The organism is Actinomadura litoris, assembly GCF_009733595.1.
GTDB lineage: Bacteria > Actinomycetota > Actinomycetes > Streptosporangiales > Streptosporangiaceae > Spirillospora > Spirillospora litoris.
Genome location: NZ_WOFH01000003.1, coordinates 137,750 through 164,739, shown reverse-complemented (window position 1 = coordinate 164,739; position 26,990 = coordinate 137,750). Strand labels below are relative to the sequence as shown.

23 protein-coding genes and 1 pseudogene are annotated in these 26,990 nt (G+C 73.3%); 6 read left to right on the top strand and 18 right to left on the bottom strand.

Annotation, left to right across the window (positions count from 1 at the left end):
- Positions 1-17: 17 nt before the first annotated feature.
- Both GNZ18_RS08795 and GNZ18_RS08790 read right to left on the bottom strand, forming a co-directional pair.
- A complete protein-coding gene (locus GNZ18_RS08795; protein ID WP_156215773.1) occupies positions 18-785 on the bottom strand; it encodes an SDR family oxidoreductase in 768 nt (255 codons plus the stop codon).
- Between the two features lie 5 nt (positions 786-790).
- Positions 791-1,681, bottom strand: coding sequence for a LysR family transcriptional regulator (locus GNZ18_RS08790; protein ID WP_156215772.1), 891 nt, complete (start codon positions 1,679-1,681; stop codon positions 791-793).
- 80 nt (positions 1,682-1,761) lie between these two features.
- On the opposite strand from GNZ18_RS08790, the gene GNZ18_RS08785 reads away from it, so the two are divergent.
- Positions 1,762-2,979 (top strand): MFS transporter, encoded by a 1,218-nt coding sequence (locus GNZ18_RS08785; RefSeq protein ID WP_156215771.1) that lies wholly within the window; start codon positions 1,762-1,764, stop codon positions 2,977-2,979.
- On the opposite strand, the gene GNZ18_RS08780 is transcribed toward GNZ18_RS08785, so the two are convergent.
- The 3 genes from GNZ18_RS08780 to GNZ18_RS08770 form a co-directional block, all read right to left on the bottom strand.
- A complete protein-coding gene (locus GNZ18_RS08780; protein ID WP_216651209.1) occupies positions 2,946-4,556 on the bottom strand; it encodes a serine/threonine-protein kinase in 1,611 nt (536 codons plus the stop codon). The two genes, GNZ18_RS08785 and GNZ18_RS08780, sit on opposite strands and share 34 nt — an antisense overlap.
- 111 nt (positions 4,557-4,667) lie before the next feature.
- On the bottom strand, positions 4,668-5,039 hold the full coding sequence (locus tag GNZ18_RS08775) for a DoxX family protein (protein WP_156215770.1): 372 nt from the start codon (positions 5,037-5,039) through the stop codon (positions 4,668-4,670).
- Between the two features lie 269 nt (positions 5,040-5,308).
- Complete coding sequence (locus GNZ18_RS08770; protein ID WP_216651208.1) at positions 5,309-5,779, bottom strand: MarR family winged helix-turn-helix transcriptional regulator; 471 nt, start codon at positions 5,777-5,779, stop codon at positions 5,309-5,311.
- A gap of 181 nt (positions 5,780-5,960) precedes the next feature.
- Here GNZ18_RS08770 and GNZ18_RS08765 point away from each other — a divergent pair, with 181 nt between their 5' ends.
- Both GNZ18_RS08765 and GNZ18_RS08760 read left to right on the top strand, forming a co-directional pair.
- The gene (locus tag GNZ18_RS08765) at positions 5,961-7,112 is read left to right on the top strand and encodes a helix-turn-helix domain-containing protein (RefSeq protein ID WP_173390694.1); all 1,152 of its coding nucleotides are present in this window, start codon (positions 5,961-5,963) and stop codon (positions 7,110-7,112) included.
- Positions 7,113-7,376: 264 nt separating this feature from the next.
- Positions 7,377-7,634 carry a hypothetical protein gene (locus GNZ18_RS08760; RefSeq protein WP_156215768.1) on the top strand — a complete coding sequence of 86 codons (258 nt, stop codon included), beginning with the start codon at positions 7,377-7,379 and terminating at the stop codon, positions 7,632-7,634.
- 4 nt (positions 7,635-7,638) lie between these two features.
- Here the strand turns inward: GNZ18_RS08760 and pgfA are convergent, their stop codons facing one another.
- Positions 7,639-8,628, bottom strand: a complete 990-nt coding sequence (gene pgfA / locus GNZ18_RS08755) for a cell envelope lipid trafficking protein PgfA (RefSeq protein ID WP_156215767.1) — start codon at positions 8,626-8,628, stop codon at positions 7,639-7,641.
- A gap of 157 nt (positions 8,629-8,785) precedes the next feature.
- Here pgfA and GNZ18_RS08750 point away from each other — a divergent pair, with 157 nt between their 5' ends.
- On the top strand, positions 8,786-9,547 hold the full coding sequence (locus tag GNZ18_RS08750) for a class I SAM-dependent methyltransferase (protein ID WP_156215766.1): 762 nt from the start codon (positions 8,786-8,788) through the stop codon (positions 9,545-9,547).
- Complete coding sequence (locus GNZ18_RS41950) at positions 9,544-10,767, top strand: acyltransferase family protein (protein ID WP_246249551.1); 1,224 nt, start codon at positions 9,544-9,546, stop codon at positions 10,765-10,767. Before GNZ18_RS08750 ends, GNZ18_RS41950 begins: the two co-directional genes overlap by 4 nt.
- A 1,030-nt stretch (positions 10,768-11,797) precedes the next feature.
- Here the strand turns inward: GNZ18_RS41950 and GNZ18_RS41945 are convergent.
- From GNZ18_RS41945 to GNZ18_RS08695, 11 genes and pseudogenes are all read right to left on the bottom strand, one after another.
- Positions 11,798-14,893 (bottom strand): annotated as a pseudogene (locus GNZ18_RS41945) (alpha-(1->3)-arabinofuranosyltransferase domain-containing protein); the annotation flags it as partial.
- Between the two features lie 10 nt (positions 14,894-14,903).
- On the bottom strand, positions 14,904-16,265 hold the full coding sequence (locus GNZ18_RS08735) for a glycosyltransferase family 4 protein (protein WP_156215763.1): 1,362 nt from the start codon (positions 16,263-16,265) through the stop codon (positions 14,904-14,906).
- Positions 16,262-17,110: a glycosyltransferase gene (locus GNZ18_RS08730; protein ID WP_156215762.1), complete on the bottom strand. Its 849-nt coding sequence runs from the start codon at positions 17,108-17,110 to the stop codon at positions 16,262-16,264. Before GNZ18_RS08730 ends, GNZ18_RS08735 begins: the two co-directional genes overlap by 4 nt.
- A 13-nt stretch (positions 17,111-17,123) precedes the next feature.
- Entirely contained in the window at positions 17,124-17,255 is a 132-nt protein-coding gene (locus GNZ18_RS43050; protein ID WP_281377906.1) for a hypothetical protein, read from the bottom strand.
- Positions 17,255-19,003 carry an MmpA family trehalose lipid delivery protein gene (locus tag GNZ18_RS08725; RefSeq protein ID WP_156215761.1) on the bottom strand — a complete coding sequence of 583 codons (1,749 nt, stop codon included), beginning with the start codon at positions 19,001-19,003 and terminating at the stop codon, positions 17,255-17,257. Before GNZ18_RS08725 ends, GNZ18_RS43050 begins: the two co-directional genes overlap by 1 nt.
- Positions 19,004-19,074: 71 nt before the next feature.
- Entirely contained in the window at positions 19,075-20,628 is a 1,554-nt protein-coding gene (locus tag GNZ18_RS08720; RefSeq protein WP_156215760.1) for a flagellar basal body-associated FliL family protein, read from the bottom strand.
- Between the two features lie 66 nt (positions 20,629-20,694).
- Positions 20,695-21,504 (bottom strand): EI24 domain-containing protein, encoded by an 810-nt coding sequence (locus GNZ18_RS08715; RefSeq protein ID WP_312874389.1) that lies wholly within the window; start codon positions 21,502-21,504, stop codon positions 20,695-20,697.
- A gap of 23 nt (positions 21,505-21,527) precedes the next feature.
- On the bottom strand, positions 21,528-22,397 hold the full coding sequence (locus tag GNZ18_RS08710) for an SDR family NAD(P)-dependent oxidoreductase (RefSeq protein WP_156215759.1): 870 nt from the start codon (positions 22,395-22,397) through the stop codon (positions 21,528-21,530).
- A gap of 47 nt (positions 22,398-22,444) precedes the next feature.
- Positions 22,445-24,631 (bottom strand): hypothetical protein, encoded by a 2,187-nt coding sequence (locus GNZ18_RS08705; protein ID WP_156215758.1) that lies wholly within the window; start codon positions 24,629-24,631, stop codon positions 22,445-22,447.
- A complete protein-coding gene (locus GNZ18_RS08700) occupies positions 24,628-25,371 on the bottom strand; it encodes a hypothetical protein (RefSeq protein ID WP_156215757.1) in 744 nt (247 codons plus the stop codon). The genes GNZ18_RS08705 and GNZ18_RS08700 overlap by 4 nt, the downstream gene beginning before the upstream one ends.
- Positions 25,372-25,442: 71 nt before the next feature.
- Positions 25,443-26,075, bottom strand: a complete 633-nt coding sequence (locus GNZ18_RS08695) for a Crp/Fnr family transcriptional regulator (RefSeq protein ID WP_156215756.1) — start codon at positions 26,073-26,075, stop codon at positions 25,443-25,445.
- Between the two features lie 116 nt (positions 26,076-26,191).
- Here GNZ18_RS08695 and GNZ18_RS08690 point away from each other — a divergent pair, with 116 nt between their 5' ends.
- On the top strand, positions 26,192-26,596 hold the full coding sequence (locus tag GNZ18_RS08690; RefSeq protein WP_312874388.1) for a nitroreductase family deazaflavin-dependent oxidoreductase: 405 nt from the start codon (positions 26,192-26,194) through the stop codon (positions 26,594-26,596).
- Positions 26,597-26,669: 73 nt separating this feature from the next.
- Here the strand turns inward: GNZ18_RS08690 and GNZ18_RS08685 are convergent, their stop codons facing one another.
- Entirely contained in the window at positions 26,670-26,981 is a 312-nt protein-coding gene (locus GNZ18_RS08685; protein ID WP_156215754.1) for a hypothetical protein, read from the bottom strand.
- Positions 26,982-26,990: the final 9 nt, after the last annotated feature.

Genomic DNA, 26,990 nt, shown 5'->3' with positions numbered 1-26,990 from the left:
CGCTGCTTCCGAGGGGGTCAGATGAGGGTGGGGCGGATTGTGGTGCCGCCGTCTACTACCAGGGTTTGGCCTGTCATCCAGGATGCGGTTTCGCCTGCCAGGAAGAGGGCGGCGTTCGCTATGTCCTCGGGGGCGCCGATGCGGCCCAGGGGTGTCGACGCGGCTATCTGGTCTTCTTTGTTCTCCCACAGGGCGCGGGCCAGGGCGGTTCTGATCAGGCCCGGGGCGATGCAGTTGACGCGGACGGACGGGGCGAGTTCCATCGCGAACTGGCGGGTGAGGTGGATGACCGCCGCCTTCGTGGCGTTGTAGTAGCCGATGCCGTGCTCGGTCACCATGCCGCCCACGGAGGCGATGTTCACGATGGCGCCGCCGTTCTCGCGCATGGACGCGCGCCAGGCGAGTTGGGTCCATTGCACGAGCGCGAACTGGTTGACCTCGACGGTCTTCGCGGCGGCGGTGGGGTCGATGTCGGCCATCGGGCCGTAGTAGGGATTGGTCCCGGCGTTGTTGACCAGGACGTCGAGGCCGCCGAACTCGGTGATCGCGGCGTCCACGCAGGACTCGGCCTCGTCGCGGTGGGCCACGTGGGCGGCCTTGGCCAGGACGCGGGCGCCGGGGTGCGCGGCGCGGATCTCGCGGGCCGCCTCGTCCAGTGCCTCCTGTCTGCGGGACGACAGCACGACGGACGCGCCCTCGGCGGCGAGCGCGGTGGCGATCGCCTTTCCTATGCCCCGGGACGCCCCGGTGACCAGCGCGGTCTTTCCCTGTAGGCCCGTGTGCATGCGGGTCACTGTATCGGCGGGTGATCTCCGCCTGTCACGAACCTCCGGAACCCCTCGACGGCCGGAGGACGGGTGCGGGCCCGCGCCCAGGCCAGCCCGATCGTCCGGACGGCGGCGGGCTCCTCCAGCGTGATGTGCCGGACGCCCGGGACCTCCTCGTCCGGACGGAGCGGCGCCACGACCGCGACCCCGAGTCCGGCGGCGACCAGGCCGCGCACGGTCGTGGTCTCCTCGCCCTCGAAGGCGATCTTCGGGCGGGCGCCCGCGAGCCGGAACAGCTCCTCCGCGATCACGCGGAGGCCGGCGCCCTTGAGGAACGCCACGAACGGGTCGTCCAGGACGTCGCGCACGCTCGCGCGGCGGCGGCCCGCCAGGCGGTGGCCCGCGGGGACCGCGAGTTGGAGGCGTTCGACGACGAGCGGGTGCCAGACCAGGGACGCGTCGTCCGGGCAGGGGCTCGTGATGGCGAGGTCGGCGCTCCCGTCCAGGATCATTCCCAGGATGCGCTCGGAGCGGCCCTCGCTGAGCCGGAACGTGACCCCGGGGTGGTCGAGCCGGTAGCGGCGGATGAGGTCGGGCACGAAGGAGGGCCCCTGGGTGTGCAGGAAGGCCAGCGACACCTCGCCGCGCTCGGGGTCGGCGGCCTGCGCGAGGGCGCGGCGGGCCAGTTCCTCCTCGGCGACGAGGCGGCGGGCGTGCTCGGCGAAGACCTCCCCGTAGCGGCTGAGGACGACGCCTCGGCCCGCGCGGTCGAACAGCGGGACGCCCAACTCGCGCTCCAGCCGGGCGATCGCGCGGGACAGGCCGGGCTGCGAAACCCGCAGTTCCGTCGCGGCGTTCGTCACATGCCCGAGTTCCGCGACGGCGAGGAACCACCGCACCGTCACCAGATCCATACGACTCATGATGAGCGCGCATCAACGAGGAAGCAAACTTTCATTGGACGCATGACTTTTTCGCGTTGAGGCTGTATCCCATGACCCTCGCCCCTCCGGACGCTCGCGCGCGCCACCGGCCCGGCTCCCCCGGCCTGCGCCGCGTCAACCTCGCGCTGTTCGCGGCCGGGCTCACCACCTTCATGTCGCTCTACTGCACGCAGGCGCTGCTGCCGGAGCTCTCGGAGGGGTTCGGCGTCTCACCGGCGCGCGCCAGCCTGCTCGTGTCGCTGTCCACGGGCGCGCTGGCGCTCGCGGTGATCCCGGTCAGCTCGCTGTCGGAGCGGTTCGGGCGGACCCGCGTCATGATCGTCTCCTCCGTCGCGTCGGCGCTGGTCGGACTGCTGATCCCGGTGTGCTCGACGTTCGGGCAGCTCGCCGCCGTCCGCACCGTCCAGGGGCTCGCGCTCGCCGGGGTGCCCGCCGTCGCGATGGCCTACCTCGCCGAGGAGGTGGACGGCGCGCACCTCGGCGGCGCGATGGGCCGCTACGTCGCCGGGACCGCCATCGGCGGCGTGCTCGGACGCCTCGTCCCCGGCGTCGTGGCGGGCTTCGCCGGATGGCGCTGGGCCCTCGGCGTCACCGCGGTGCTCGCCCTGGTGTTCACGGTCGCGTTCTGGTTGCTGCTTCCGCAGTCGCGCTTCTTTCGCCCGTCCCGGATGGGTTACCGGCCGCTGCTCACCCACCTCTCCGATCCGGGGTTGCGGCGCCTGTATTTGATCGCGATGACGGCGATGGCCGGGTTCGTCACCGTCTACAACTTCCTCACCTACCGGTTGCTGGACGGACCGTTCCATCTCCCGCAGGAGGTGGCGAGCCTGATCGCCGTGACGAACCTCGCGGGCTCGGTCGCCTCCGCCCGCGCGGGTCACCTCGCCGACCGGGCGGGCCGCCGCAAGGTGCTGGTCGGCGCGCTGCTGCTGGCGGGAGGGGGGCTGGTGCTGACGGTGCCGCCCGTCCTGCCGCTCGTCGGACTGGGTCTGCTGATCTTCACCGTGGGGTTCTTCGCGACCCACTCCGTGGCGAGCGGCTGGATCGGGCGGCGCGCCGCGTCCGCCCGCGCGCAGGCGTCCGCGCTCTACCTGTTCTCCTACTACCTCGGCAGCAGCATCGGCGGCACCACCGGGGGCTTCGCCTACGAGAGCGGGCATTGGGACGGGACGAGCCTGTACGTTCTGGCCCTGCTCGCCGTCGCGCTCCTGGCCGCCGTCCGCATGCCCGGCGATCAGCGGGCGGTGAAACCGTCGCAGCCCAGGTAGTAGGCGTCGCCGTTGGCGCGGACGTGCAGCCAGATGACCGTCCAGTCGCCCTTCATCAGCGGATACGCCTCGCTACCGGAGCCCTCCCACTTGAAATCGGCCGGGTAGTGGAGCGTTAGCCCGCTCTCGCCCTTCGGGTACAGATGCGGCTTGCTCCTGACGACTCCGGTAACGCCGTTTCCCTGCTGCTCCGCGGGCGGACGGATCTCGGCGGCCAGGTAGTAGCCGGACGGCCGCGCGTACTTGAACCTCATGCCGATGTCCACGGTGGGCGCGGCGTACGGCTGGCGCGGCGCGGAGGTCTGGAGGTCGTTCGCGTACCGCATGTCATCGGGACGGACGGCGGGCTGGCAGTTGAAGTTCGCCTTGGTCCACCGGACCTCGTCGAACTCGTCGGTGGGCTCCTTCAGCAGGATCACGTCCGGCGGAGGGCCGCCCGGCGACCGCGCGCCGCCGGTCGCGGGCGAGGTGCCGCCCTTCGCGGCCGGGGTGCCGGACCGCCCGCCCCCCTGCTCCGGCGATCCGCCGGACGGGTTCTCCGCCGCGTCCCCGCCGTCCATCAGGTAGCGGGCCGTCAGCGAGCCCGCCAGCACGACCGCGACCACCGCCGCGGCCGCCGCGATGATGACGGCGCGGGATCCGCCGCGCATGCCGGCCGGCGCCTGGGTGCGGCCGGGCGGGACGAGCCCGGACGTGACCGCCTCCCGCACGTCGGCGGGTAGCGGCGGTAGCACGCCCACCAGCCGCCGGTACGCGGGGTCGGCGGCGAGCGTGCCGTAGGGGGCGGTGAGCTGGAGCATCCGTTCGAGGGAGGCGCGGTCGGCCGGGTCCTTCGCGGCGCACAGCGCGACGAGTTCGGCGACGCGCGGGTCGGCGCCGTCCAGGTCGATGTCGCCGCTCAGCGTCCGGTGCAGGATCGCCTCGATCCGCCCGCCGCCGAAGGGCGGGCGTCCGGTGGCGGCGTAGGCGATGGTGCCGGCCAGCGAGAACACGTCCGACGCGGGGACGGGCTCCTGCTCGCGGACGACCTCGGGCGCGACATATCCGGGCGTACCGTTCCACACACCGGTCTGGGTGATCTGCGTCTGCCCCTCGCCGCGCGCGATGCCGAAGTCGATGAGGCGCGGCCCGTCCGGCGCCAGGATCACGTTGCCCGGCTTGAGGTCGCGGTGCTGGACGCCCTGCCGGTGGATCTCCAGCAGGCCGGCCGCGAGCGCGCCCAGCAGCCGCAGGCATGTGTCGGGCGGTATCGGGCCGTGCACGGTGACGGCCTGCCTGAGCGTCGGCCCCGGGACGTACTCGGTGGCCAGCCAGTAGGGAGGTGTGTCGAGCCCGGCGCCGACCATCGCCGCCGCGGACCGGCTGCGCACCCGCTCGGCGGTCTGCACCTCGCGGCGGAACCGGGCCAGCGCCTGCGGCCCCTCGAAGTCCTCGCGGATCACCTTGAGCGCGATGTGCCGTCCGCCGCCGGTGAGCCCCAGATACACCTGCCCCATGCCGCCCGCGCCGAGGCGGGCCAGCAGCGGGTAGCCGCCGATGTCGGACGGGTCCTCAGGACGCAATGGCTCCACGGTCACCGGCCCGTTCGTGTTCCACGCATGGCCGGAATGATCTCATTTCGTCCAAGCGCCCCGGGCCTTCACACGGCGGATTGCGCCGTTTCCCTCCACAACGCACGCCGCGAGCGGTCAGTCGGCTTCGCGTGCCACGCGGAGAGCCCAGGCGACCAGGGGGACCTGGAGCGGGAGGCGGCCGTAGGCGACGGCTCGCAGCGGCAGGGACCGGGTCCGCCAGTCGCGCGCCATCTTGAGGTTCGCGGGGAAGACCGCCGCGAACAGCCACGCCGTGGCGAGCGCGCCCTTCTTACGGGTGCGGGGATGGGCGATGGCGGCGGCGCAGACCAGTTCGGACGCGCCGCTGGCGAAGGTCCAGAACCGCGCGCGGCCGGGAAGCCGACTCGGCACCAGCGCGTCGAACGGGCGCGGGACGATCAGGTGCGCCGCCCCCATCCCGGCCATGAACGCGGCGAGCCCGCGGGCCGCGCGTGACGAGTCGGTCATGGTTGCAGTCTGACAGGTGGCCGGATCGTTCCCGCGCACGGCCTGTGACAGAGGTCACCCAGCCGATCGGTGTGACGGCCCGCATATCGGTCAGGGTCTGTGATGTCGCCATCTCGGCGTTCTGCCCGCTAAGGGGCTGGTCCGGGTGTGCTGCCGACCTATAGGCACGGATCCGGGGACGGGCACCACTTCCGAGACGGAGACTCCGGGGACGGCCGTCGTGGCCGGGGGGACCGCCGCGACCGTCCCCGGACACATGCCCGGCCGCGTCAGGGGAGGTTGCGGATCTCCTCGATGACCTTCGGCATCATGGCGTTGTTGGCGCGGATCCACTCCAGCAGGAACGCGATCTGCTCGTCGCTGTAACCCTCCAGCCGCTCCTGGAAGTGGCGGCCGATCGGCGCGAAGTAGCGGCCGAAGCGGGCGAGGTTCTCCTCGACCGGCTCGACGATCACCCGGCGGCGGTCGTCGGGGTCGCGGGTGCGCCGGACGTATCCGGCCTTCTCCAGCCGGTCGATCACGGCGGTGATGGCGCCGCCGGTCGTGATGCCCATGAGCTGCGCGAGCTGCCCGGGGGTCTGCGGGCCGTCCAGCGACAGCGCGTTCACGCACTGCGCGTCGGTGACGTTCATGCCCGCCTTGCTCGCGGTGGCGTGATGCAGCAGCACCGTGAACATCGTGCCGCGCTGGGTCTCCATCTGCAGCTCGTCCGCCATCCGCGCGCGCTCCGGGGTCGTCACGCCTCCACCTCTTCCATCATCTCTAGTTTAGAGAAACACTCATCAAGAGCGACTCTTGCCAGGAGAGTCTAGGTCCGCGACGCGGCACCCTCAACCACCCTCCGGCCAGGCCGGACGAGCCGCCATGGCCGATTTTCACTCTCCGTATGTAGATCTTCGCTTTAGGTTATACATTGACCGAATGGAAGCGACGAACCTTCCCGACGCCCTCGTCCTGATCATGGAGAGCCGAGGCTGGAGCCAGTCCCGCCTGGCCCGCAAACTGGGCATATCCCAGGCATTCGTCTCCCAACTGGTCAACCGCAAGCGCGATGTCGCCATCGGCAAGGTGATCAAATATCTGGCTCGCGTAGGCTGGCAGGTGCGGATAACGCCCAAGGCAGAGGAGGAAGGTCCCTTGGAGCGTCGCGAGTTCACGACCATGTTCTTGCCCGGGGCCGCTTCACTGATCTTTGTTTCGTCCGATTCGGCCAGTCCTTTTCAGGACGCCGGGTATGTGCGGGGCGTCGCGAAGTCGCTCGCGCATCGGCGGTATGAGCTCGGCGGTGTTCCGCTGGTGGACGACGCGTTGGGGCATATGGCGCGGACGCGCCGCGCCGCGATGGGCGAGCCCGAGAACGCCGCGCTCATGGACGCGGCCGCGACGTTGAGCGATCAGGTCGCCCTGGTTCTGTACGACGCGGGACGAATAGCGGACGCGGAGAGGGCCGGAAAGTTCGGGCTCGGGTTCGCGGACCGTTCACCGCGCACCGAGACCAAGGCGCAGGTACTCGACACGCTGAGCAGGGTCGCCTCCTACCAGGGGGATTGGGGACGCGGGGTGGCCTACGCCCGGCGCGGCCTCTCCGTCCGGGACGTGTCGCATTCGCAGAGGGCGTCGCTCAACATGCGCCTCGGCCGTGCCCTGGCGCCCATTCCCGGCCAGGAAGCCGCCTCGCGCGAGGCGTTGGAGCACGCGCTGGGTTGTGAAAGGCTCCCGGCGTTCTCCCGGGCCGCGTTGACCGGGGATGTCGGCATCGGATTCGGACGGCTCCGGCAGTACGACCGGGCCGGGGAACTGCTGGGCGAGGCGGCGGCCCGGATCGGGGAATGGTCACCCCTTTTCCAGGCCCAGTATGTGGGGAGGCAGGCGCAGGCCGCGCTGCGGGCCGGGGATCCCGCGCTGGCGGCCGTCCGGATGGAGGAGTTGGCGCGTGCTCTGCCGTTCGTCTCGTCCGCGCGGACCACTGCGCGCGTGGCGGAGATACTCGCCTCCTCCAGGCGGTGGGCGCACGTGCCGGTGATGCGCCACGCGCGGGAGTACCTGCGTTCGGTCGTGCCACAGACCGCTTAACGGGGTGTCCGAAAGGTGGGGGGCGGTTTGCGGGGCGGGTGGTGAGGGACAGCAGGACGCGAACACCTCATGAGAGGAATGACCGTCATGGCCCTGCACCTTGGACGCAAGCGGCACGCTCCGGCGAGGCGGCGGTACCGGCCTCGGTGGATGATGGACCGCAGGACAGGCACGGCGAAGGAGTCCACCAGCACCACCGTGGCCGACAAGCCCGCGGTGCACAGGCGGAGATCGCACCACTGGTGGAGCAGCAGGACCAATCCGGTGAGCACGATGATCCTGGCGGCCGGCTGGGCCGCCGTCGCGGTTCTCGGACTGGGGATGTTGCTGACCTGGGCGGACGCGAATCCGAGCAACGGCGTCGTGGACGCCGTGCTCGACGCGGGCCGGTGGCTCGCGACGCCCTTCCACGACATGTTCACGCGGAACGATCGCGAGGAACAGCTCTACATCAACTGGACCATCGCGGGCGCCGCCTACTACCTGCTCGCGCGCGTCCTGTCGTGGCTGGCCCGCTTCTGACCCGCTAGGCGCGGGCCGCCGCGCCGAACCTGCCGTCCGGACGGCGGGACGCCGTGGGCGCGGACGGCTCGCCGCGGACCAGGCCGAAGTAGCCGCCGACGAGGAGCAGGACGAGCCCGAGCACGACGGCACCGGCCGGGACGTAGGCGCGCACGAGGGCGACGCGGATCGCGGTCGCGTCGGCCGTGTCGACGAGGGCCCGCTGGTCCCGCGGGACGGTGACGAAGTCGGCCTGCGTCACGACCATCCGGCCCTTGCCGTCCGGGGTCTGGACGGTGGCGCGGACGTTCTCGCGGTGCTTGACCGGGATGCCCGTCCGGGGGTCGACCCAGACCGTGTTGTACGCCTCGGTGTAGCGGTCGACCTCCCGGTCGGCGCCGGCCAGGCCGAGCAGCCTGGCGGGGACCTTGGTGTCGAGCGCGGCCGTCCTGGTGAGCGGGACGTGCTGGGTGAAGCGGTAGGCGGTGAGGCCCCGCACCTCCTCGACCCCGTTGAAGCGCATCGGCGCCGGCCGCTTGGTCGCCATGTCGAAGAACGGGTAGTCGCGCCGGTGGACGCCGGTGCGCGGGAACAGCAGCCCGTAGCCCGACATCCGGACGGTGTTGTCGCCGTCGGCGTTGGCGCCGCAGCAGTTGACGAGGCGGGCGGTCCGGCGGTCGAAGGCGATCCGGTGGCCCTGGAGTTGGACGGGCCTGCCGGGGGCGGCGCTGTCGTAGATGTTGGTGGTGGAGTCCCAGACGGCGATGCGGTCGTCGCCGCCGTTGGCGCGGACGTCACCGCGGATCGTGTTGATCGCGACGAGCGAGACTCCGTTGCGCAGCTTCAGCGTCGCGCCGTCGAAGTAGGCGGCGTTGGACGCCTCTAACCGCGTCGTCTCGTACCGGTTCAGCGGCGCGACCGCCACCCGGTCGGCCACGTAGTAGCGGACGAGGGGCGCGAGCGTGAGGAAGAACGCGCCCACGGCCACCAGGACCAAGCCGACGGACCGCCGCATGCGCACCTCCGGAGGACGCCGCCGCCGGGCGCCGCGTCCGGCGGCAGCGGGTAGGTTACCGGACCCGTCAGGTCGTCAGGCAGTGTTCTGTCCGGCGGGGATCCGGGCGGATAGGCTCCGCCGTACGTCCACGCCCAGAGTCCCCGTGAGGTGCCCCATGGCATCGGCGTCCCCCGCGTCGCAGCGGCATCGGGCCACGCTGGCGCGGTCGGTGCGGTTGTTGACCGCGTTCCGGCACGAGCAGCGGGACCCGGAATCCTTCTACGCGTTGATGGCCCGCGACACCGTCGCGCAACTGAGCATGTACACCGATCTGGACGGCGCCACCGTCATCGACGTGGGCACGGGTTCCGGGTTCTTCGCGCGCGCGTTGACGGCGGCCGGTGCGCGGTGCGTGGGAATCGACCACGATGTGGCCGAGATGACCGCGCACGGGACACCCGGCGCGGGTTCTCTGGTCGCGAGCGCCCTCGCCCTTCCGTTCAGGACGGGCAGCGCCGACGTCTGCTTCTCGTCCAATGTGCTGGAGCATGTTCCCGGCCCGTGGCGAATGGCGGCGGAAATGGTGCGGGTGACACGGCCGGGCGGCACGGTCTTCCTGTCGTTCACCAATTGGCTGTCGCCGTGGGGCGGGCATGAGACGTCGCCCTGGCATTATCTGGGCGGCGACCGGGCGGCACGCAGGTACGAGCGCCGGACGGGGCGTCCGCCCAAGAACCGGTTCGGCCACAGCCTGCATCCCGTGTCGGTGTCGGCGGCGCTGGCGTGGGCCCGTGCGCGGGAGGACGTCCGCGTCCTGGACGCCGTGCCGCGCTACCACCCGCGTTGGGCGGAGGGCGTCGTGCGGGTCCCGGGTCTGCGGGAGGTCGCGACATGGAATCTCGTCCTGGTTCTGCGCAAGAGGGGCGTCGGGATATGAAGGCCGGGGCGCCGCCGGTGTCGGGGCACCAGAACACCTTGGACGGGCTTCGGGCGGTCGCCGCGCTGGCCGTCCTGGTGTTCCATGTGGCGAGTTCGGCGGGCGCGCTCCTGAATCCGTCCGGGACGGGTTGGCTCTACAACGGCGGGCAGATCGGGGTCCCGATCTTCTTCACGCTGTCGGGACTGCTGCTCTACCGCCCCTGGGCCGCCGCCGCCCTGGGCGGTTCCACGCCAAAGGCGGGCGTCTATTTCCGTAAGCGCGCGCTGCGGATTCTGCCCGCCTACTGGGCCCTGGTCATCGTTTATATGGTCACGGCCGGGCGCGGGCATATCGGCGATCCCGTTACCTGGGGCGCGCTTCTCACGCTTACCCAGACCTATCTCCCGAATCACTGGTGGAACGGCGACCTCGGGCCCGCGCATCTCGGGCAGGTGTGGAGCCTCGCGGTCGAGGTCGCCTGGTATCTGCTGCTGCCCCCGACGGCGGCGCTGCTCGGCTGGTACGCGCGGCGCGGACCGGCGGACGACGTCGGGGCGCGGGCCCGGCGGCTGCTGTGCGCGATCGGCGTGTACGCGGCGCTGTCGGCGCCCTTCACCGCCCTGGTGTTCGCATCTGGCACGCATTCGCAAATGGGGCTGTGGCTCCCCCGCTACTTCGCGTGGTTCGCGATCGGGATGGCGCTCGCGGTCGTCACGGTCTGGGCGCGGCTGGACGAGCGGCGCCCGGTGGCCGCGCTCTGCCGCGCCGTCGCGGACTCGTGGATCGCCTGCTGGACGGCGGCGGCGATGCTCTACGTCATCGTCTCCACTCCAGTGACCGGCCCCATCGACCTCCAGACGCCCGACGTGCTCTGGACGTCGCTGCTCGACCTGGTCCTGAGCGGGCTGTGCGCGGCGGCGCTGGTCGCGCCGGTCGCGCTCGCGCCGCCCGGCCATCCGGGGCTGGAGGCGGTCCTCGGCAACCCGGTCGCCCGGTTCCTCGGCCGGATCTCCTACGGCGTGTTCCTGTGGCAGATGCTGATCATCGTGGGCTGGTACGAGGGGACGGACCGGCTGTTCCGGGGGGAGGTGGCCACGGACCTGCCGCTGATGGCGGCGGCGGCCATCGCGGCGGCGACGCTGAGCCTGTACCTGGTGGAGGAGCCGGTGCGGAGGCTGGGGATGCGCCGCGTTCCTCGTCGTGATCGGGAGCGGTCGGCACCGGCGCCGTCCAGCTGAGTTCGATCCGGCCGCCGGACGGGCGGGGCCGCCACAGTTCGGCGGCGAGGCGTCCGGCGACGGCGACGCCGAGCAGTTGCGGCGCGACGTCGCCGAGCACGCCGGACGGAGCGCCCGGGTTGCCGAGCCGGTTCAGCCAGGCCCCGGCGGCGAGGCAGGCCGTCCCGGCGAGCATGGGGACGGCGATCGCCCAGGGTGAGGCCAGGGCGCGGGCGGGGCGGGAGCCGCGGGTGCGGGCCCACCCGCATGCGGCGGCGGACGCGGCGGCGACGGCGAGCCCGGCCGGTCCGGCGATCCAGAGGCCGAGCGCGGCGGCGAGCCCGATCGCGGCCCACGCGGGCCAGCCCGTCCCGGTGGCACCCGCGACCGGGTCGCGCCGCCCGCCCGGCGACGCCGCGACCAGCACCAGCAGGGCGAGCACGCCCAGGCCGGCGACGATCGCGGCGCGCTGTGCGCGGTCGGGTCCGTAGGTGAGCCGGACGGTGCCCCTCGTCCCGGCGGGCACCAGCCAGCCCTGTTTCCATCCGTCCAGCCGGACCGGCCGCAGTTCCGTGCCGCCGATGGTCGCCTGCCATCCGGCGTTGAAGTTCTCGTTGACGGTGAGGAACGAGCGTTCGGCGGCGGCGACCTCGACCGTCCGGGAGCCGGGGCCCCAGCTCCGCACCGCGACCGGACGCGGCGCGGCCTCGCCGGCGGCGGCGCCTCCCACGGTGTCGCCGCCCACGGTGTCGCCTCCCACGGTGACGGTGTCCACGCGGAAAGGCCCGAGCGGCGCGACCGTCAGGCGGTTCGGCCCGGCGACCAGGCGCGGCCGTCCGCAGGCCGTGAACCGCAGCGGGCGGCCCGTCAGCAGGTCACCGAGCCTGCCGGTCGCCTTGGTCGCCACGCCCGCCTGCGCCCCCGCGCCGCCGAGCCTCACCTCCGGCCCGGAGCCGCACGGCAGCGCCAGCGGGGACGCGGCGGCACCGCCGAGCGGCCGCACGCCCGGCACGGCCAGGTCGGTGATCTGCACCGGCTGGAGGCGCCGGTCCCTGCGGAAGGCGAGCGTGAGGCGGTCGGTGGTCAGGGGCGCGAACGTCAGCCTGCCCGCCGCGTCCGACAGGACCTCGCGCGTCTCGCCGCCTCCTCCCTCGACCCGCACCCGGACCGGCCCCGACGCGCCCGGCGGGCGCGTGACCGTCACCGCCGAGACCCGCCTGCGTCCCTTCCACCGGACGGTCAGCTCCGGCGCCCGGTCCCGCTCGCCGGAGATCCACGCCGTCGCGGGGTCGCCGTCGAACGCCGAGCGCGCCTGGTCGGCGGGGTGAGCGGACAGGGCCGAACTCGCGGTGACGACCGTCCGCCCCTTGGGCGCCGTGTAGCGGTCGATGAGGCGCCGGTCGGTGAGCACGGCCGTCCCGGTGAGCGGCACGGGGCGGGGTGTCGCGGAGACGAACGTCCGGTCGAAGCCCGTTCCCTCCTCGTCCCCGGCGCTCAGGGACGGCGAGCACACCCACCGCAGGCTGCCCTTCATGCAGGCGGACGCGGCGTCCGGCGCCCGGCCCATCACGTAGGCGGCGGCCCCGGCGGGCGCGGGCAGCGTGAACGAGCGGGCCGGTTCCAGGCCGCCGATCGACAGCTCGGAGACACCGGCGCTGGTGAGCGCGGGCGCGACGGCCGCGAACGCGAGCCCGGTGATCCGCAGCCGCACCCAGCGGGTCGGCCCGTCCGGCACGCGAAGCCCCTGGCCACCGCCGACGGCCTGCTCCACCGCCCCCCGCTCGGTCTCGACCGCGACCCGCGCGACCGGCGGCCCCGAGCCGACGAACGCGGCCGTCAGCGACCCCACCTCCCGGGGCCCGTCGAAGTCGACGCGGAGCCACTGGCCGACCGGGCCGTCCCAGCCGCCGGTCCGCCACGCCGTCGCCGGGTCGCCGTCGAGCGCCGCGAACGGGACCGATCCCGGTTCGCGGGCCTGCGGGATCACGTCGTCACCCCCGAGCGAGCTGGACGCCGTGACGTCGCGGACGCCGCCGCCGTAAGCGGCGTGAGTGGTGTAGCGGTCCCATCCGGTGTCCAGGACGTCGGTCGCCTCGCGGCCCTGGGCCGCCGACAGCGTCGGCGACGACTGGTGCAACTCGCCGTAAGCGCGGCGCGACAACCGGGGCGAGTCGGTGACCACCGTCGTCCCGCGCAGGTCGGGCGCGTCGTCGTTCATCAGCACGGGCCCGCGCGGCAGAGCGTCGTCGTCCGCCATCGGCAGCAGCGACTCCGGACCTCCGAACACCCGCACCGGACGGGACGCGTCCGCCAACGTCACGATGCCGGGCGTGGCGACCTCGTAGACCTCCAGCGCCGGACGCGGCTGGTCCACGGCGGACACGGCGTCGTCGACGAGGTCCCCGCCCACCGGACCGCCGAACGCGGCGGCCCGCCGCAGGCCGGGCGAGCCGTCCAGTGCCTGGTGCAGCCGCGACGGCACGGCGCCGCGCAGCGTCTCCCGCCGCAGGTCGTTGCGGACCAGGACGTAACGGACGCCCATCCGTCCCAGGAACGCGGCCAGCCCGGGGGAAGGCCGCCCCGTGCGGGCCTGGCGGTCGACGGCGTCCAGCACACGCGTGTATCCGGGCGAGCCGACGGGGACGAGTTGCCGCACGCCCCATCGCGCGTCCAGGAGCGGCTGCATGACGTCGTCCATCGGACGGCCCCACAGGTACTCGCCGAACGGCGTGCCCGGCAGGGCCAGCACGCCCTCGTGCCCGGCGCGCGCGTTCAGCCAGGCCGCCGCGTCCCGCCAGTAGCCGGGAGCCTCCTTGAAGTCGCCCGGCCCGGACAGCCCGTGCGAGAGCGCCGTCGCGCCGACCCCGCCCAGCGCGACGAACGCCGCGGCCGGAGCGCTCACCAGCCCCCGCCACCGCGCGACCCGGGGAAACTGCGCCACCCGGGGAAAGCGCAGGGCGGCGAGCCCGAGCGCCAGCGGCAGCCGCACGACCGCGTCGAACTTGTGCAGGTTGCGCAGCGGGCCGAGCGGGCCGTCCAGCAGGTCGCGGGTCGAGGACGCCAGCGGCCCCGGCACGTCACCGGCATGACCGGCCGACAGGATCGCGACGCCGGTGAGCAGGACGAGGAGCAGGAAAGTCCGCTCGGGCAGCGGCCGGTGGAGCAGCCCGGCGAGGCCGAGCGCCGCGACCGCGCCCGTGCACAGGATCGGCAGCGGGTCCATCGAGAGCCCGTGCCCGACCGGCCACCAGACCTGGCCGTCCACGACCAGGTAGTTGACCCAGCGTTCGGCGCCGCGCAGCACGTTGACCAGCCCCGTCGGCCCGGTCGTCGTGGACGCCCGCTCGGTGTAGGGCAGCCAGGAGAACCCGTACCGGCCCGTGAGCAGCAGCGGGACCAGCCACCACGCGCTCGCCGCCGCGACCGCGCCCGACCACCACGCGAGCAGCCTCGGACGGGACGACCCGCGCGGCCGGGTCACCACGTACAGGAACGGCACGACCAGGACGGCGACGGTCGCGGTCGCGTTGATGCCGCCGCAGCACGCGACCGCCAGCCCCGACCGGGCGGCGGCGCGGACCCGTCCGCACTCCCCCGACGCCGCCGCGACCAGCGGCAGCACCATCCACGGGAGCATCGCGACCGGCATGTACTCCGAGGAGATCTGGCCGAGCGTCGCGAGCCCGTTCGGCGCCAGCGTGTAGGCGAGCGCGGCGAGCAGGCGCGTCGTCGGGGTGCCGAGGCCGAGCCGTCCGGCGAGGCGCCGGGCGCCGGTGAAGGCCAGGCACATCAGCAGCGCCAGCCATGCCCGCTGGGTGATCCACGGCGGCAGCCCGGCCAGCTCGCCGAGCGCGTGGAACGAGCCCATCGGGAACAGGTAGCCGACCGCCTGGTTCTGGAGCTGGCCGAACTGCTCGGGGTCCCAGGGGTGCAGCGCGCGGCCGAGGAAGCCGACCGGGTCCAGCGCCATGTCGATCTTGGTGTCGGCGAGGATCGCGCCGGGACGGGTGCCGAACGACAGCGCCGCCAGCGCCAGGCAGCACGCGAGGACGCGGAGCCGCTCGCGCAGCCGTTCCGCCGGGTCGTCGTCCGCGGGCGCGGGCGGCGACGTCTCCGCGCGCGGCGGGTTCGCCTCTCTTACCGCCATCCCGCCCCCTCTACGAGCGCACCCGCCGCTCGGGCGGCGCGGCGGGTTCGGCGCGTCCGAGGAGGCGCTCGGTCGGGGTCGCGGTCCGGAGCGTCCGGTGCGGCAGCGCGACGAGCTCGTCGCGCACCGGGCCCTCCACCACCCTCGGGTGCTCGTCACCGTACCGGTGCACGACGTGCGCCCGGTCGTCCTTCGTCGAGGACGTCCCCGTGCGCACGGCGGCGGCTAACAGCGCCGCCATCCGGTCCGTGGTCCGCGACCAGGCGAACTCCGCCGCCCATGCCCGGCAGGCCTCGGCGACCTCCTTCCGGCGGGACGGGTCGTCCAGGTCCTTGAGGGCGCGTTCGACGGCCTCGTCCGTCCGCTCGCACGGGCCGGTCAGCCAGCCGGTGACGCCGTCGCGGACGGCGTCGCGGAGCCCGTCCACGTTCCGCGCGACGGTCGGGACGCCGAGCGCCGCGGCCTCGATCACGCTGAGCCCCCAGCCCTCGCCCTCGGACGTGCTGAGGTGCAGGTCGGCGCGGGCGACCAGGGCCGCCTTGGCGTCCTCGGCGACATAGCCGTGGGCGATCACCGTGCCGCCGAGGCCGCGCCACGCGATCTCGGCGGCGAGCGCGGGGCCCTCCGGACCGTCCCCGATGACATGGACCCGGAGCCCGGGACGGCGCTCCGCGATCCGCTCGGCGAGGTCGAGTAGCAGGTCGAGCCGCTTGTGCGGGACGAGCCGCGTCACGCAGACCAGCTCCGTCCCACCGCCCTCCCCCGGCGCGACAGGAAAGGACCCGGTCTCGCGGGGGATTCCGTTGGGGACCACATAGACGGGCCCCGTCCACGCCAGCCTTTCCCGGACGGCGCGCAGCGTCGAGGGCGAGACGACCACGTACGCGTGCCGCCGGTACGTCCAGCGGCTCACCGGGCCCTCCAGCGCACGCCCGAGCCAGGCGAGCCAGACGCGCCAGGACCGGAAGTACACGCCGAACTGCGCGTCGTGCACGTGGTGGATCACGCAGAACACCGGGACGCGGCGGCCCAGCGCCCACGGCGTGAAGAACGGGATGCCGTTCTGGCAGTCCACGACCGCGTCGAACGAGCGACGCCGGGCCAGCATCCACAGGAGAACGAGCGGATAGACGGTGAACCGTCCCCCGAGTCGGACGAGTTCCACGTCCTCGACCCGTTCCCTGCGATGCCGGCCCGGCGCCCGACTCGTGACGTACCGGACATGGGCCCCACGACCGGCGAGACCGCGCGCCACCTGCCACGCATAGCGCTCGGCCCCGCCGGCCGCGGGATGCCACGGGTCGCGCCAGTTGACGACCGCCAGCCGCAGACCCGCGACCGAGGTGTCACCGGGATGCGAGCAGATGCTCATCCCGGTCCGGCGCCAGAGGTGGAGGGCAGCCCGCCGTCGGGCAGGACGAGTCCCTCCGAGAGGTCCGGATCCGTCCGCTCGGTGACGACGGCGCGAGGTGGCCTCGGGACAGGCCGCCTAGCGGGTCGCCTGGCGCGCGAGCGAATGCGGGCCAGTTCGAACACGCACTGCAACGAGTGCCGCCGGACCGAGAACGTCGATCCCGGGCGGTCACGCCAGACCACCGGGATGTCGGTCACGGTCACGCCGCGCCGCACGCAGTGCGCGAGCAGCTCGACGTCGAAGGAGAATCCCGCGGTTCGCAGGTCGGCCGCGGCGGCGCGGCCGAGCGGGCCCGAGAAGAACTTGAACCCGCATTGGGTGTCGGGAATGCCGCCCGCGAGATCGCGGACGACGCGGTTGAAGGTGAGGGCGCCGAGCCGCCGCGCGGGCAGCTTGTAGCCCTCCACGACCGACCGGCCGTGCCGCCGGGAGCCCACGACGACCGGGTGACCCTGCCGGAGCAGGGCGAGCACGGCGTCGAGTGCGGCGAGGTCGGTGGCCATATCGGCGTCCATGTACCCGATGTACGGGGCGGACGTCGCCAGTAGGCCGGTGCGGACCGCGGCCCCCTTGCCGCGCCGCTCGCAGCGGAGCAGCCGGACGGGGACCGGACCGCGCCAGGACCGGACGATCTCAGCCGTCCCGTCCGTGCTGGCGTTGTCCACGACGACGATCTGCGCGCTCGCCGGGAGCGTGGCGAGCTTTTCACTGAGCAGGCCCAGCCCCGCCGGAAGCCGGATGGCCTCGTTGTAGGCGGGGACGATGATCTCCAGCGGGGCGGGGCCGTTGTGCCGCGTCCCCATCAGGACGGGTCGGTCAGCGCGAGCCGTAGTTGTACATCGGCTGGACGACCGGGTCCTTCTGGGAGGCGCTGGCGAGCTGGACCGCACCGATGGAGGCGCCGCCGGCCAGCAGGATTCCGGCCAGAGCGGCAATCGCGATACGCATCATTCTGCCCTTCGACGAGGGTGGCGGGGGGTGATGCTTCTGATGCTGCCAAGCAGAGGAAGGCTCAGGCTAATCCCCGCCGTCAGGATTGACCAGAGGACCACTGCCCCCACGGTGACCCATACCGTCACAACAGGCGCCACCGAAACCCGAGCCTCGTGCGCGGGGCTCGTACCGTCGATCCGGTACACCACCAGGTCAGCGCTACGTAGCAGCGTTGTGGCACGTTGTATATGACTTGCGGATATCTCAGCATCAAATACCACATACCGGACACCTTCGAGGCGCAGCGCGGCCGCGTCCGGGGCCCCGGAGGCGATGATCCGCCCGAGCCGGACCGCCCGGGGATCCTCCGGCCGCACCGTGACCGCCTCGCCCGCGCGCTGCACGGTGACGGCGTCGTTCACGATGACGCGGCGGCGCAGGTAGCGCGGTAGCGGGTCGAGGACGCGGCGGTCGTGGTTCCAGGGATAGCTCCGGTAGGACGCCCATGGCAGCACCAGCACGTCCCCGGGCGCCGGGTCGTCCTCGATGATCTGCCGGGCCCGCGCCCAGTCCGCCGGGTAGTCGACGGCGCGCAGGTGGCCCGCCGCACCCCAGGCCAGCGTGGGCAGCAGGAGCAGCGGCGCGAGGACGGCCCCGGTCGGGACCAGCGGCAACCGCGCCCCGGCGGCGCGGTCGGCGGCCGTACCGAGCCCGACCGCGACGACCACGGCCAGCGGCGCCACGTACTGCTGGCCGTCGCGCAGCACCGCGAACCCCGGCCACAGGTCGACCATCCCTTCGAGGACGGGCGCCGCCACCGCCCCGAACGCCGCGACGGCGAACCCGGCGACCCCGGCCGCCGCGATCCCCCTCGACGCGCTCCACGCCTCGGCGCCGCGCCGCAGGCCCGTGGCGTGGGCGGCGAGAGCGGCGAGCACGAGGAGCAGCCAGAACGTGGCCGACAGCGGGTTGCCGTAACCGACCGGGACGGTCTCGGAGTTCCAGACGCCGCCGAGCGAGAGCAGGCTGCCGAGCGTCCCGAACGGCGTGTCGGCACGGGCGGCGAACACCTCGACCGCGCCGCCGTCCTCCGGCATCCCGGCGGGACGGAGCAGCCCCGGCACCAGCCACGGCAGGCTCAGCACGGCGACCACCGCGACCACCCGCAGGCCCGCGCGCGTGCGGCCCGTGACCAGCGCGGCGGTGAGTGCGGCGATGGCGGAGACGGTCAGCGCGGCGAAACCCCCGATCGCCGCCGGGACCAGCGCGCGGACGAGGCGCCGCGAGCCGCCGGGCTCGTTCACGCCGGTGGCCGCCGCGAGCACCCACGGCAGCGCCGCGTAACCGAGCAGCAGCGCCCACTGGCCGAGCAGCAGCCGCTCCGCGACGAACGGGTTCCACGTGTAGCAGACCCCGGCGGCCAGGCGCGGTAACAGCCGCCGCGACGGGACGAGCGACGCCGCCGACGCGCACGCCATCACGAAGACCGCCAGCAGGACGAGCTTCTGCGCCGCGTCCGCCGGGACGACCGACGCGAGCGCGGTCACGAACACGTCGCTCGGCACGTGCCGCGGCACCGTCCCCGTCAGCCCGAACGTCATCGGCGTGAACGACGGGTCGGGCACGAACACCATGTCGTAGGACAGCACGAAACCGGGCGCGAGCCCCGGCCCGAGCACCGCGAGCCCGAGCCCCAGCCCGGTCAGCGCGGGCACCAGAGGCCGCGACCGGCCGACCACGCGGAACGCCCGTCCATAGCGCATAGCGCTAGGACGCTACCGGACCGATGGGGCGAAACCGGAGCCTCCGCGCGCCGGGCGGCGGCACCGCCGCGTCAGGCGGCGACCTTCACCTGCGCGAAGAACTGGTGGAGGTCCGGCCAGACCTGCTTGCCGGTGTTCGGCAGCACCGCGAGCACCACGGCGGGCGCCGGGCGGCCGGTGTCGATCACCGCGGTCGCGACGATCTCACCGGTCGCCTTGACGCCCGCGCGCTTGTAGGTCAGGTAGGACGCGACCATCCAGCCCCGGTGGCCGCCGACCGTCAGCGACTGCGAGGCCAGCGGCGTCGTGCGGTGCGGGAAGCCGTAGTACTGCTCCTCGAAGTGCTTGGCCGCCTGCGCGCTGACGCTCTTCACGCTCTCCGGGCCGTGGTAGCCGCCCTGCAACGCCGGGGGCAGCACGTTGGTGAGGAACTGCCCGTAACCGACCCGCCGGCCGCGGCGCTCGGTCACCGTCACCTGCTGGCCCGACCAGCCGGGCGTGCCGACCTTGGCCCGCTTGCCCGGCACCTGCCAGGGCGGGCCCAGCCGGGGCCACGCCAGGCCCGCGCGGGCGTCGGTCACCCGTCCGAGCACGCGGCTCGGCCGTCCGGCGAACGTGCGGAGCCGCTTGTCGGGCGGCATCTTCACCTGCGAGTCCTGCGGGCGCTGCTCGGGCTCCTGCTGGGTGGAGGGCGGGCGGCTCTTCTTGCCGCCCTGCGGCTTGGCCTCCTCGCCGCCGCCCTTCAGCAGGTAGAAGCCGCCCGCCGCGACCAGCGCGACGACCAGCAGGCCGACGCCGCCGAACAGCACGATCCGGCCCTTGCCGCCGCCGTCCAACTCGTCGTGCGCGGGCGCGGGCGAGCCGCCGAGCTTGGCGTCGGCGGCGGACTCGTCGGCCATCCAGTCCGGCATCTGCCAGTTGCCGCTGCTCGGCTTGCCCGGACGCGCCGGACCGCCCACCCCCGAGGGGACCGCCGCCTGGTAGAGCGGGTCGCCCTCGCCGGAGTCCTCGAACAGGGCCCCCTCCCACTGGGGGGACTCCTCCGGGACCGGCGCCACCTTCACGTCCTCGGCCTCACCCGGCGCGGGCGGCTCGGGCGGCGGCCCGACGGGTGCGGTCGGCGCGGCGGGCGTGGCGAACTCGGGCGGCGCGGGCGGGAACGTCATCGGCGCGGACGCGGGCGGGGCGGGCTCTGCGGCCGCGGGCGGCGCGGGCTCCCGCGGCGCCAGCTCCGGCAGGACGGCCTCCGGCAGTTCGGGCACGGGCAGGTCGGGCACGGGCGCGGGCTCCGGCCGCGACGCGGCGGGCGGGGCGGCGGGCGGGGCGGGAGGCCCCTCGACCTTTCCCCAGACGTCGTGCGGCACGGGCCCTGCCGGTGGCGCGGCGGGTGGCGCGGCGGGTGGCGCGGCGGGTGGCGCGGCGGGTGGCGCGGGCGGCGCGGCCGGCTCGGAGAACTCGGTGCGGCCCGCGGGCGGGGGCACCCGCACCTCGGGCACCTTGGCCTCGGGGAAGCCCATCCGCGGGACGTCCGTCTCCGCCCCTGCCTGCGAGTCCTTCGGCTCGCCACCGGTATCGCTCTCGCTCGTCTCGGTCCAGCGCACGTTGCGCTCCCCCTGATCGGACATGCGGCACACGTTACGCGAAGATCATCCATTCCGTCCGGACGACCAATCACGCTCCGGACACAATGCCTAGCCCGCGACGAGTCCCCCCGAATCGGCCGGAACCACCTCCGCGAGCCGCTCCCGCGCGAGCAGCGTCCCGCCCGCGACCGCGCCCGGCATGGCCAGTACCGCGCCGAACGGTATGAGGAACACCACGAACGTCGCGACACCGAAGCCGAGCGCGAGCGGACGGCGGCGCTTCAGCAGCGCGAAGCGGTCGCGGCGCCGCAGCCCCCGCCGGTCCAGCGCGACCGAGGTCAGCTCGCCCGCCAGGAAGTAGCCGGACACCAGCGCCGCGACCACCGGGACGACCGTCTGCCCCACCACCGGCAGGAACCCGCAGGCGAAGAACACGACCGCGAACACCAGCGCGACGGACGCGAGGACCAGCGCGTCCGCGATCTCGCGGCCGATCCGGGTGAGCAGCGGCGCCTCGTCCCGGTCCGGTGGCGCGCCGCCCTCCGACTCCTCCACCCGCTCCGAGATCGCCTCGTAGAAGGGGTCGCCGACCAGCAGCGTCATCGCGGTGAACGTGATGACCGCGAGGAACACCGACGCCCCGAGGATCGCGATCCCCGCGACGACGCGGGCGGACGTGCGCGCGCCGTCCGACCAGCCGTCGGCGAACGGCGTCACCCACCCGGCGAGGCCGTCCAGGTTGAGCGCGAGCACGACCAGCGCCGTCCCGTAGACCACGAGGACGATCAGCGCGGGGATCAGGCCGAACAGCCACTGCGCGGGGTGGCGGGCCGTCCAGGCGATGCCGCGCACCAGGTATCCGGCGCCGTCGAACAGGTCCTTGAGGGCCGACGGCCGGGGAGCCTCCACGTCGTTCACGCGCTCCACGCTATCGGCCCGCGTTAACTCGCAGGGAGGCCCACAAGGCGAGCGGATCGCTCCCAGACCGCCCGGCCCAGTTCCGGATCCTTCAGCGCCTCCGTGACCGGAAGCATGCCCGCGCCGGGCGCCGAGCTGTAGAACCCGCCGCTGTCGCCCTCGAACTCGGCGTCGGCCGCGAGCCGGAGCGCCATCCGCGCGCCCTGCTCCGGAGTCCGCAGGACGGGCGTCCGCGCGAGCAGCGACCCCAGCCGCTCGGTGCCCCGCACGTCCCGGCCGAGCCCCGTCGCGACGACCCCGGGGCACACCGCGTTCACCGCGACGCCGCTGCCCTCCATCCGCCGCGCCAACTCCCGCGCGAACAGGATGTTGAGCAGCTTCGTCCGGCCGTACACGCGGAAGGACCCGGCCGCCCCGTAGGACCCGGGTTCGGCCATCCGCTCCACGTCGAGCCGCCCGGCGCCGCGGTGCGCCTCCGACGCCAGCACGACCACCCGCGACGGCGCCGCCCGCTCCAGCAGCCCGAGCAGCAGGTTCGTGAGCAGGAACGGGCCCAGGTGGTTGGTCGCGACCATCCGGTCATGGCCGTCGGCGCTGACCTTGGCGCGCACCAGGTGCGCGCCCGCGTTGTTGACCAGCACGTCCAGCCGGTCGAAGCGCTCCTCCAGCGACGCGGCGACCCGGCGGACGTCCATCTGCACTGACAGGTCGCCGATGAACGTCTCGACCCGCGCCCCCGGGACGCTCCCCGCGAACTCCTCGACCGTCGCCCGCGCCCGCATCTCGCTCCGGCACACGATCCCCACCAGGAACCCGCGCCGCGCCAGCCCCCGCGCGATCTCCTTCCCGATCCCGGACGTCCCTCCGGTCACGATCGCGATCCCGCTCTGCATCCCCCCACCCCACCACCGCCCGGAACCCCCGGCAACCCCGCACGTCGTCACTCCGACGTGTCGCGGACGAACATCGAACTCACCCACACCCAGATCACGAACAGTAGCCGCTTCCACTCCGGGTACAGCAGCCGGACCAGGACGTCGTTCTTCACCCCGTTCCGGCCCGGGCCGGTCAGCGCCCAGCGCCGGACGATGCCCAGCACGACCGCCCGGCGCATGATGTCGCCGCCCGTCGCCCGCTCGATCATCGAGACGATGCGCGGACGCAGCGCGGGGAGCCTGGACGCCGCGTCCAGCCACAGCCGCAGCGTCCCCTCGAACGCGGCGAACCCGCCCTGCCCCATCGCCTGCGTCGCGATCGCCACCGCCCACGCGGGGGTGCAGTCGACGGGGTCGATGGCTCCCGGGTCCGTCAGGATCACGGGGATGCCGTCCGGGGCCTGCTCGGCGGCCAGCATCAGGAAGATCTCCGTGCCCATCATCGAGGCCGGGCCAGGACGCCCCGCCCACACCAGCGCCGCCTGGAGGACGTGGGCCCGGTACCCGCCGGCCGCCAGCGTCCGCGCCGCGTCCACCACCAGCGGGCGGACATGCTCGCCGCACGCCGCGAGCTGCTCCATCACCTCCAGCACGCTCCGCAGCCGCGTCCTGTCGGGGACCGGCGCCTCATACTGCGAGGGCAGCGGGCGGTCGTGCTCACCGAGCAGCGCCCGCAGCCCGATGCGCGCCCTGTTGAACATGTCCTTCTGGGACTGGAGGTTCATGGCGGTCCGGCACCAGATCAGCAACGTCTGGAACACCTGCTCCGGGTGGACGGCGGCGAGCGCCCGCACCACCTGGAACACCTCTTCCTGGACGACGTCGTCGCCGTAGGTGCCGAGGTGCTTCAACCGGGTCAGCGCGACCGACACGTGCGTCTGCCCCAGCACCTCGCAGACCTGCGCCACCGTCAGCTTGAGCATCTGCGGCGTCCGCCGCTCCGTCGCCAGCTCGTACATCCGCCGCCGCACGCGCCCGCCCACACGCGGGTGCAGGCACGTCCGGGCCAGCGCGATGTAGGACAGGTCGGCGGCCCCGTGCCGGGTCGCCCACACCTCCGCCTTCCGCAGGATCTTGTCCACCGCGTCGTGCTCGGCGGCGAGGTCGGCGAACACCTCGACCAGCTTGCCGCGCAGGTCGCGCGGCAGGTCCACCTCGTCGTCCACGGGCAGCGCCGACAGCCAGGTCAGCAGGTCCGTCCGCGTCAGCGGGTAGTCGTCCCACACGTGCCGCAGGACGGACTCGGCGTAGCCCTGCCGCCGGAACACGAGCCGGTCGCCCTCCCGGTCGGCGCCGAGCAGCTCGTTCAACCCGGTGGACGGGCACCACACGAGCCCCCCGCCCTCCGGCCGGATGTTGAGCTGGCGGGCCAGCGACAGCGCCGCCCCGTACACGCTCGTCTCGTCCGCGGGCGCGATCGTCGCGGCGGCGATCATCAGCGCCTGGTCCCGGGGCTCGCCGTTCTTGGCGAACCAGGTGTGCAGTTGCTCGTTCCACCGGAGGTACACCTGCTCGACCTCGTGCTCGTTACCGATCGAGGCGGCGAGTTCGGCGAGGCGGCGCGCGTCGTAGGGCTTGGCGTCCCGCAGCAGCGCCGGCGCGCGCGACCAGTTCCACCAGCGCGGATGGTCGATGCCCCGGCGCGTCAGCCACGCCCGGTACACGGCCTCCGGCGGCGGTGGATACACCGGGTATACCGGCAGGAACTCCCTGAACTTCTCCTGGACGGCCGCCCCGACCACGAGCAGATATCCACCGGACGCCTGCACCGCCTCCATACAGGTCCGCAACCGTGAGTCGCCCTCCTCGTCGCCGGCGCGCACGAGGTATCCCTGGGGCTGGCGGGCACCGATCTGCTCGACGTCCTCCGTGTCCATGGAGAACTGCCGGATCGGCAGGTCGGGACGCAGCTGCCGCAGCGCGGCGACCGCCGTCGTCGCGGCCCCCGAGCCGGGCGCTCCCGCGATCCCCACCGCGTGGTACTCGTGCAGGGTGCGGAGGACCTCCTCGTGGTTGGGCACCGGCACGTACCCCGCGACCCGGTCGGCGATCTCCCCCTCCGAGAGCACCATCGACGGCTGGCGGGTGACGAACTGGAGCTGGGTCAGGATGAGGTCGCGCGAGGCCCAGTTGCCGATCGCGTTCTGCGCGCCGTCACCGCTGATCGTGACGTCCTCGATGATCTGCGTCATCGCCGCTCCTGCCGGAGGTCGCCGCCGGAGACGGTGTTGCCGATCGCGTTCTGCGCGCCGTCACCGGTGATCGTGATGCCGCTGATCGACCGCCCGGCCGGCGGGGGCGGCGCGGGTTCGGAGGGCGGCCCTTCCTGCTCGTCCGGGCCCCGGGACGGGGCGGGGACGTACAGGTAGGCGGGCCGCTCGAACTGCTTCACCTTGACCGCCACCTCGGTGAACTGGCTCTCGCGCAGGCCCGACCGTCCGCCCGCGACGTAGACGCTGAACAGCTCCGCCGACAGCAGGAACGCCGCGTACGTCACCCCGGGATCGCTGCGCTTCAACGCCTCGCGCAGGGGTTCGGCGTCCAGGAGCCGGTTGACGTCGACGGTCGCGGTGGAGATGCCCGGCGCCTCTGGACGCTCGTCGTCCACCAGCCCGATGTGCATCGCCACGCGCAGCCGCAACCGCGTCTCGGCGGCCCGCAACCTGGGCGCCGCCGCGTGCAGCTCGTCCTGAAGGTACCGGGGGAACGGCTCGACCAGGCGCGGCGTGATGTCGTGCGGGAGGATCGCGAGGATCCCGTCCCCCGTGCTCTCCACGAACCGGACGGAACCCCACGCCTGCGCGAGCCCGCTCCGGTCGAACGCGGCGCCGAGCGCGCGCCGGATCTCCATGTGCAGCACGGGCAGCTGCACGTCGCTGTGCGCGCTGAACCGCTCGGCGTCGACGACGAGCAGCGCGCGGAACGTTTCCATGATTGCGACTCCCCCGGGGGCTGAATGTCCCGTCCACCATGCAGGCGCACGAACACCCTGTGTGTCCGGAATCAGACAGAACCTTGTCCCGAATCGGCCAGGTCCCGCAGCCCGGGGAGATCGAGGATGACGACCCGCCGCCGCTCGGTCACGACCAGCCCGAGGTCCCGTAACCGCGCCAGCTCGGCGGCGACCACGCCGCGCGACAGCCCCACCGCCTGACCGATCTCCATCTGGCCGAGCCACACCGTCTCCCCGGACGCCGCCGCGAGCCGCACCAGCGCCCGCGCGACCCGCGTCCCGGCGGGCAGCGTGGCGATCTCGCCCCGCCACGCCTCGGCCTCGCGGAACCGCCGCACGGCCCGGCGCAGCAGCTCGTCCTGCAGTCCGGTCGAACGCACCAGCGCCCGGAACCGCTCGGCCGCCACCACCCGCGTCTCGCACGCGTCGATGGCCACGACCGTCGCCGACCGGTCGTCCCCGCCGAGCACGGCGATCTCGCCGAGCAGCTCCCCCGGCCCCCGTACGGCCAGCAGCAGCACCTCGCCCTGCGGCAGGGTGAGCAGCACCTTCACCCGTCCCGACACCAGGATCAGCACGTGCGTCGGCGGATCCCCCTGCCGCAGCACGACCTCCCCGGCACCGAACCGCTTCCCGGTGCCCTCCGTGATCAGCCGGTCCCACACTCCCGCCGTGACGTCCATCCTTCCTGTCTGCCACAGTCCGCCGTCCCGGGCCAGGTGCGAGCGTCCCTGTCCCGGCGGGACGCCCACGGCGTATGTTGGGCGGAGAAGATGATCATCAACGGGAGGGAGAGTCCGTGCTGTACGGCCCCGAGCATGTGCGCCGCTACGAGGAGACCGACGGCGAGGTCGGGCACGACTGGGAGAACGGCGCGCCGGTCCTCATCCTCACCACCAGGGGGCGCAGGAGCGGTGTGGAGCGCAAGTCCCCGCTGATCTACCAGGAGCACGACGGGGCCTACGTGCTCGTGGCCTCCGACGGCGGCGCCCCGGTCAACCCGAACTGGTACCAGAACCTCCAGGCCGAGCCCGAGGTGAAGGTCCAGGTCAGGGGGGACAGGTTCACGGCCAGGGCGCGGGACGCGAGCGCCGCCGAGCGCGCGGCGGTGTGGTCCAAGATGGTCGCCGTCTGGCCGAACTACGAGAAGTACCGGAAGACGGTGGACCGGGAGATCCCGGTGGTTTTCCTGGAGCGGATCTAACGCCCGCGTCCTGGAAGGGGGAAGTGCGGGCGGCCCGCTTGAATCAGGCCGCCCGCACCGTCATGCGGAAGGGTCAGGTCTCCCAGAAGTAACTGACCCGGACTCGCAGGTTGGAGCCCCATTCGATGTTCGCCCAGACGCGCACGCCGCCCTGGTAGGGCTGGACGTTGTGAATGGTCAGGCGCGCCGCACCGATCTGCGGGAGCCCGTTGCTGTCGAGCTCGACGATGGAGGCGGTGACCCGCGTGTTGGGCGTGAAGGAGCCCGAGGTCGCGTTGAGGATGACCTGGCCGTGCGTGACGAACGTGGCCGTGCCGGTGAAGACGGTGGCGACGGCGCGCTCGGTCACGCCCTCCAGGTTCGACTGTATGGTCGGCAGATCCATGGATCTCGT

Excerpts from the sequence above, each read along its gene's own strand:
- GNZ18_RS08795 (WP_156215773.1), bottom strand. The coding sequence starts at position 785 with ATGCACACGGGCCTACAGGGAAAGACCGCGCTGGTCACCGGGGCGTCC.
- GNZ18_RS08790 (WP_156215772.1), bottom strand. The coding sequence starts at position 1,681 with ATGGATCTGGTGACGGTGCGGTGGTTCCTCGCCGTCGCGGAACTCGGG.
- GNZ18_RS08785 (WP_156215771.1), top strand. The coding sequence starts at position 1,762 with ATGACCCTCGCCCCTCCGGACGCTCGCGCGCGCCACCGGCCCGGCTCC.
- GNZ18_RS08775 (WP_156215770.1), bottom strand. The coding sequence starts at position 5,039 with ATGACCGACTCGTCACGCGCGGCCCGCGGGCTCGCCGCGTTCATGGCC.
- GNZ18_RS08765 (WP_173390694.1), top strand. The coding sequence starts at position 5,961 with ATGGAAGCGACGAACCTTCCCGACGCCCTCGTCCTGATCATGGAGAGC.
- pgfA (WP_156215767.1), bottom strand. The coding sequence starts at position 8,628 with ATGCGGCGGTCCGTCGGCTTGGTCCTGGTGGCCGTGGGCGCGTTCTTC.
- GNZ18_RS08750 (WP_156215766.1), top strand. The coding sequence starts at position 8,786 with ATGGCATCGGCGTCCCCCGCGTCGCAGCGGCATCGGGCCACGCTGGCG.
- GNZ18_RS41950 (WP_246249551.1), top strand. The coding sequence starts at position 9,544 with ATGAAGGCCGGGGCGCCGCCGGTGTCGGGGCACCAGAACACCTTGGAC.
- GNZ18_RS08735 (WP_156215763.1), bottom strand. The coding sequence starts at position 16,265 with ATGAGCATCTGCTCGCATCCCGGTGACACCTCGGTCGCGGGTCTGCGG.
- GNZ18_RS08730 (WP_156215762.1), bottom strand. The coding sequence starts at position 17,110 with ATGGGGACGCGGCACAACGGCCCCGCCCCGCTGGAGATCATCGTCCCC.
- GNZ18_RS43050 (WP_281377906.1), bottom strand. The coding sequence starts at position 17,255 with ATGCGTATCGCGATTGCCGCTCTGGCCGGAATCCTGCTGGCCGGCGGC.
- GNZ18_RS08725 (WP_156215761.1), bottom strand. The coding sequence starts at position 19,003 with ATGCGCTATGGACGGGCGTTCCGCGTGGTCGGCCGGTCGCGGCCTCTG.
- GNZ18_RS08720 (WP_156215760.1), bottom strand. The coding sequence starts at position 20,628 with ATGTCCGATCAGGGGGAGCGCAACGTGCGCTGGACCGAGACGAGCGAG.
- GNZ18_RS08710 (WP_156215759.1), bottom strand. The coding sequence starts at position 22,397 with ATGCAGAGCGGGATCGCGATCGTGACCGGAGGGACGTCCGGGATCGGG.
- GNZ18_RS08705 (WP_156215758.1), bottom strand. The coding sequence starts at position 24,631 with ATGACGCAGATCATCGAGGACGTCACGATCAGCGGTGACGGCGCGCAG.
- GNZ18_RS08700 (WP_156215757.1), bottom strand. The coding sequence starts at position 25,371 with ATGGAAACGTTCCGCGCGCTGCTCGTCGTCGACGCCGAGCGGTTCAGC.
- GNZ18_RS08695 (WP_156215756.1), bottom strand. The coding sequence starts at position 26,075 with ATGGACGTCACGGCGGGAGTGTGGGACCGGCTGATCACGGAGGGCACC.
- GNZ18_RS08685 (WP_156215754.1), bottom strand. The coding sequence starts at position 26,981 with ATGGATCTGCCGACCATACAGTCGAACCTGGAGGGCGTGACCGAGCGC.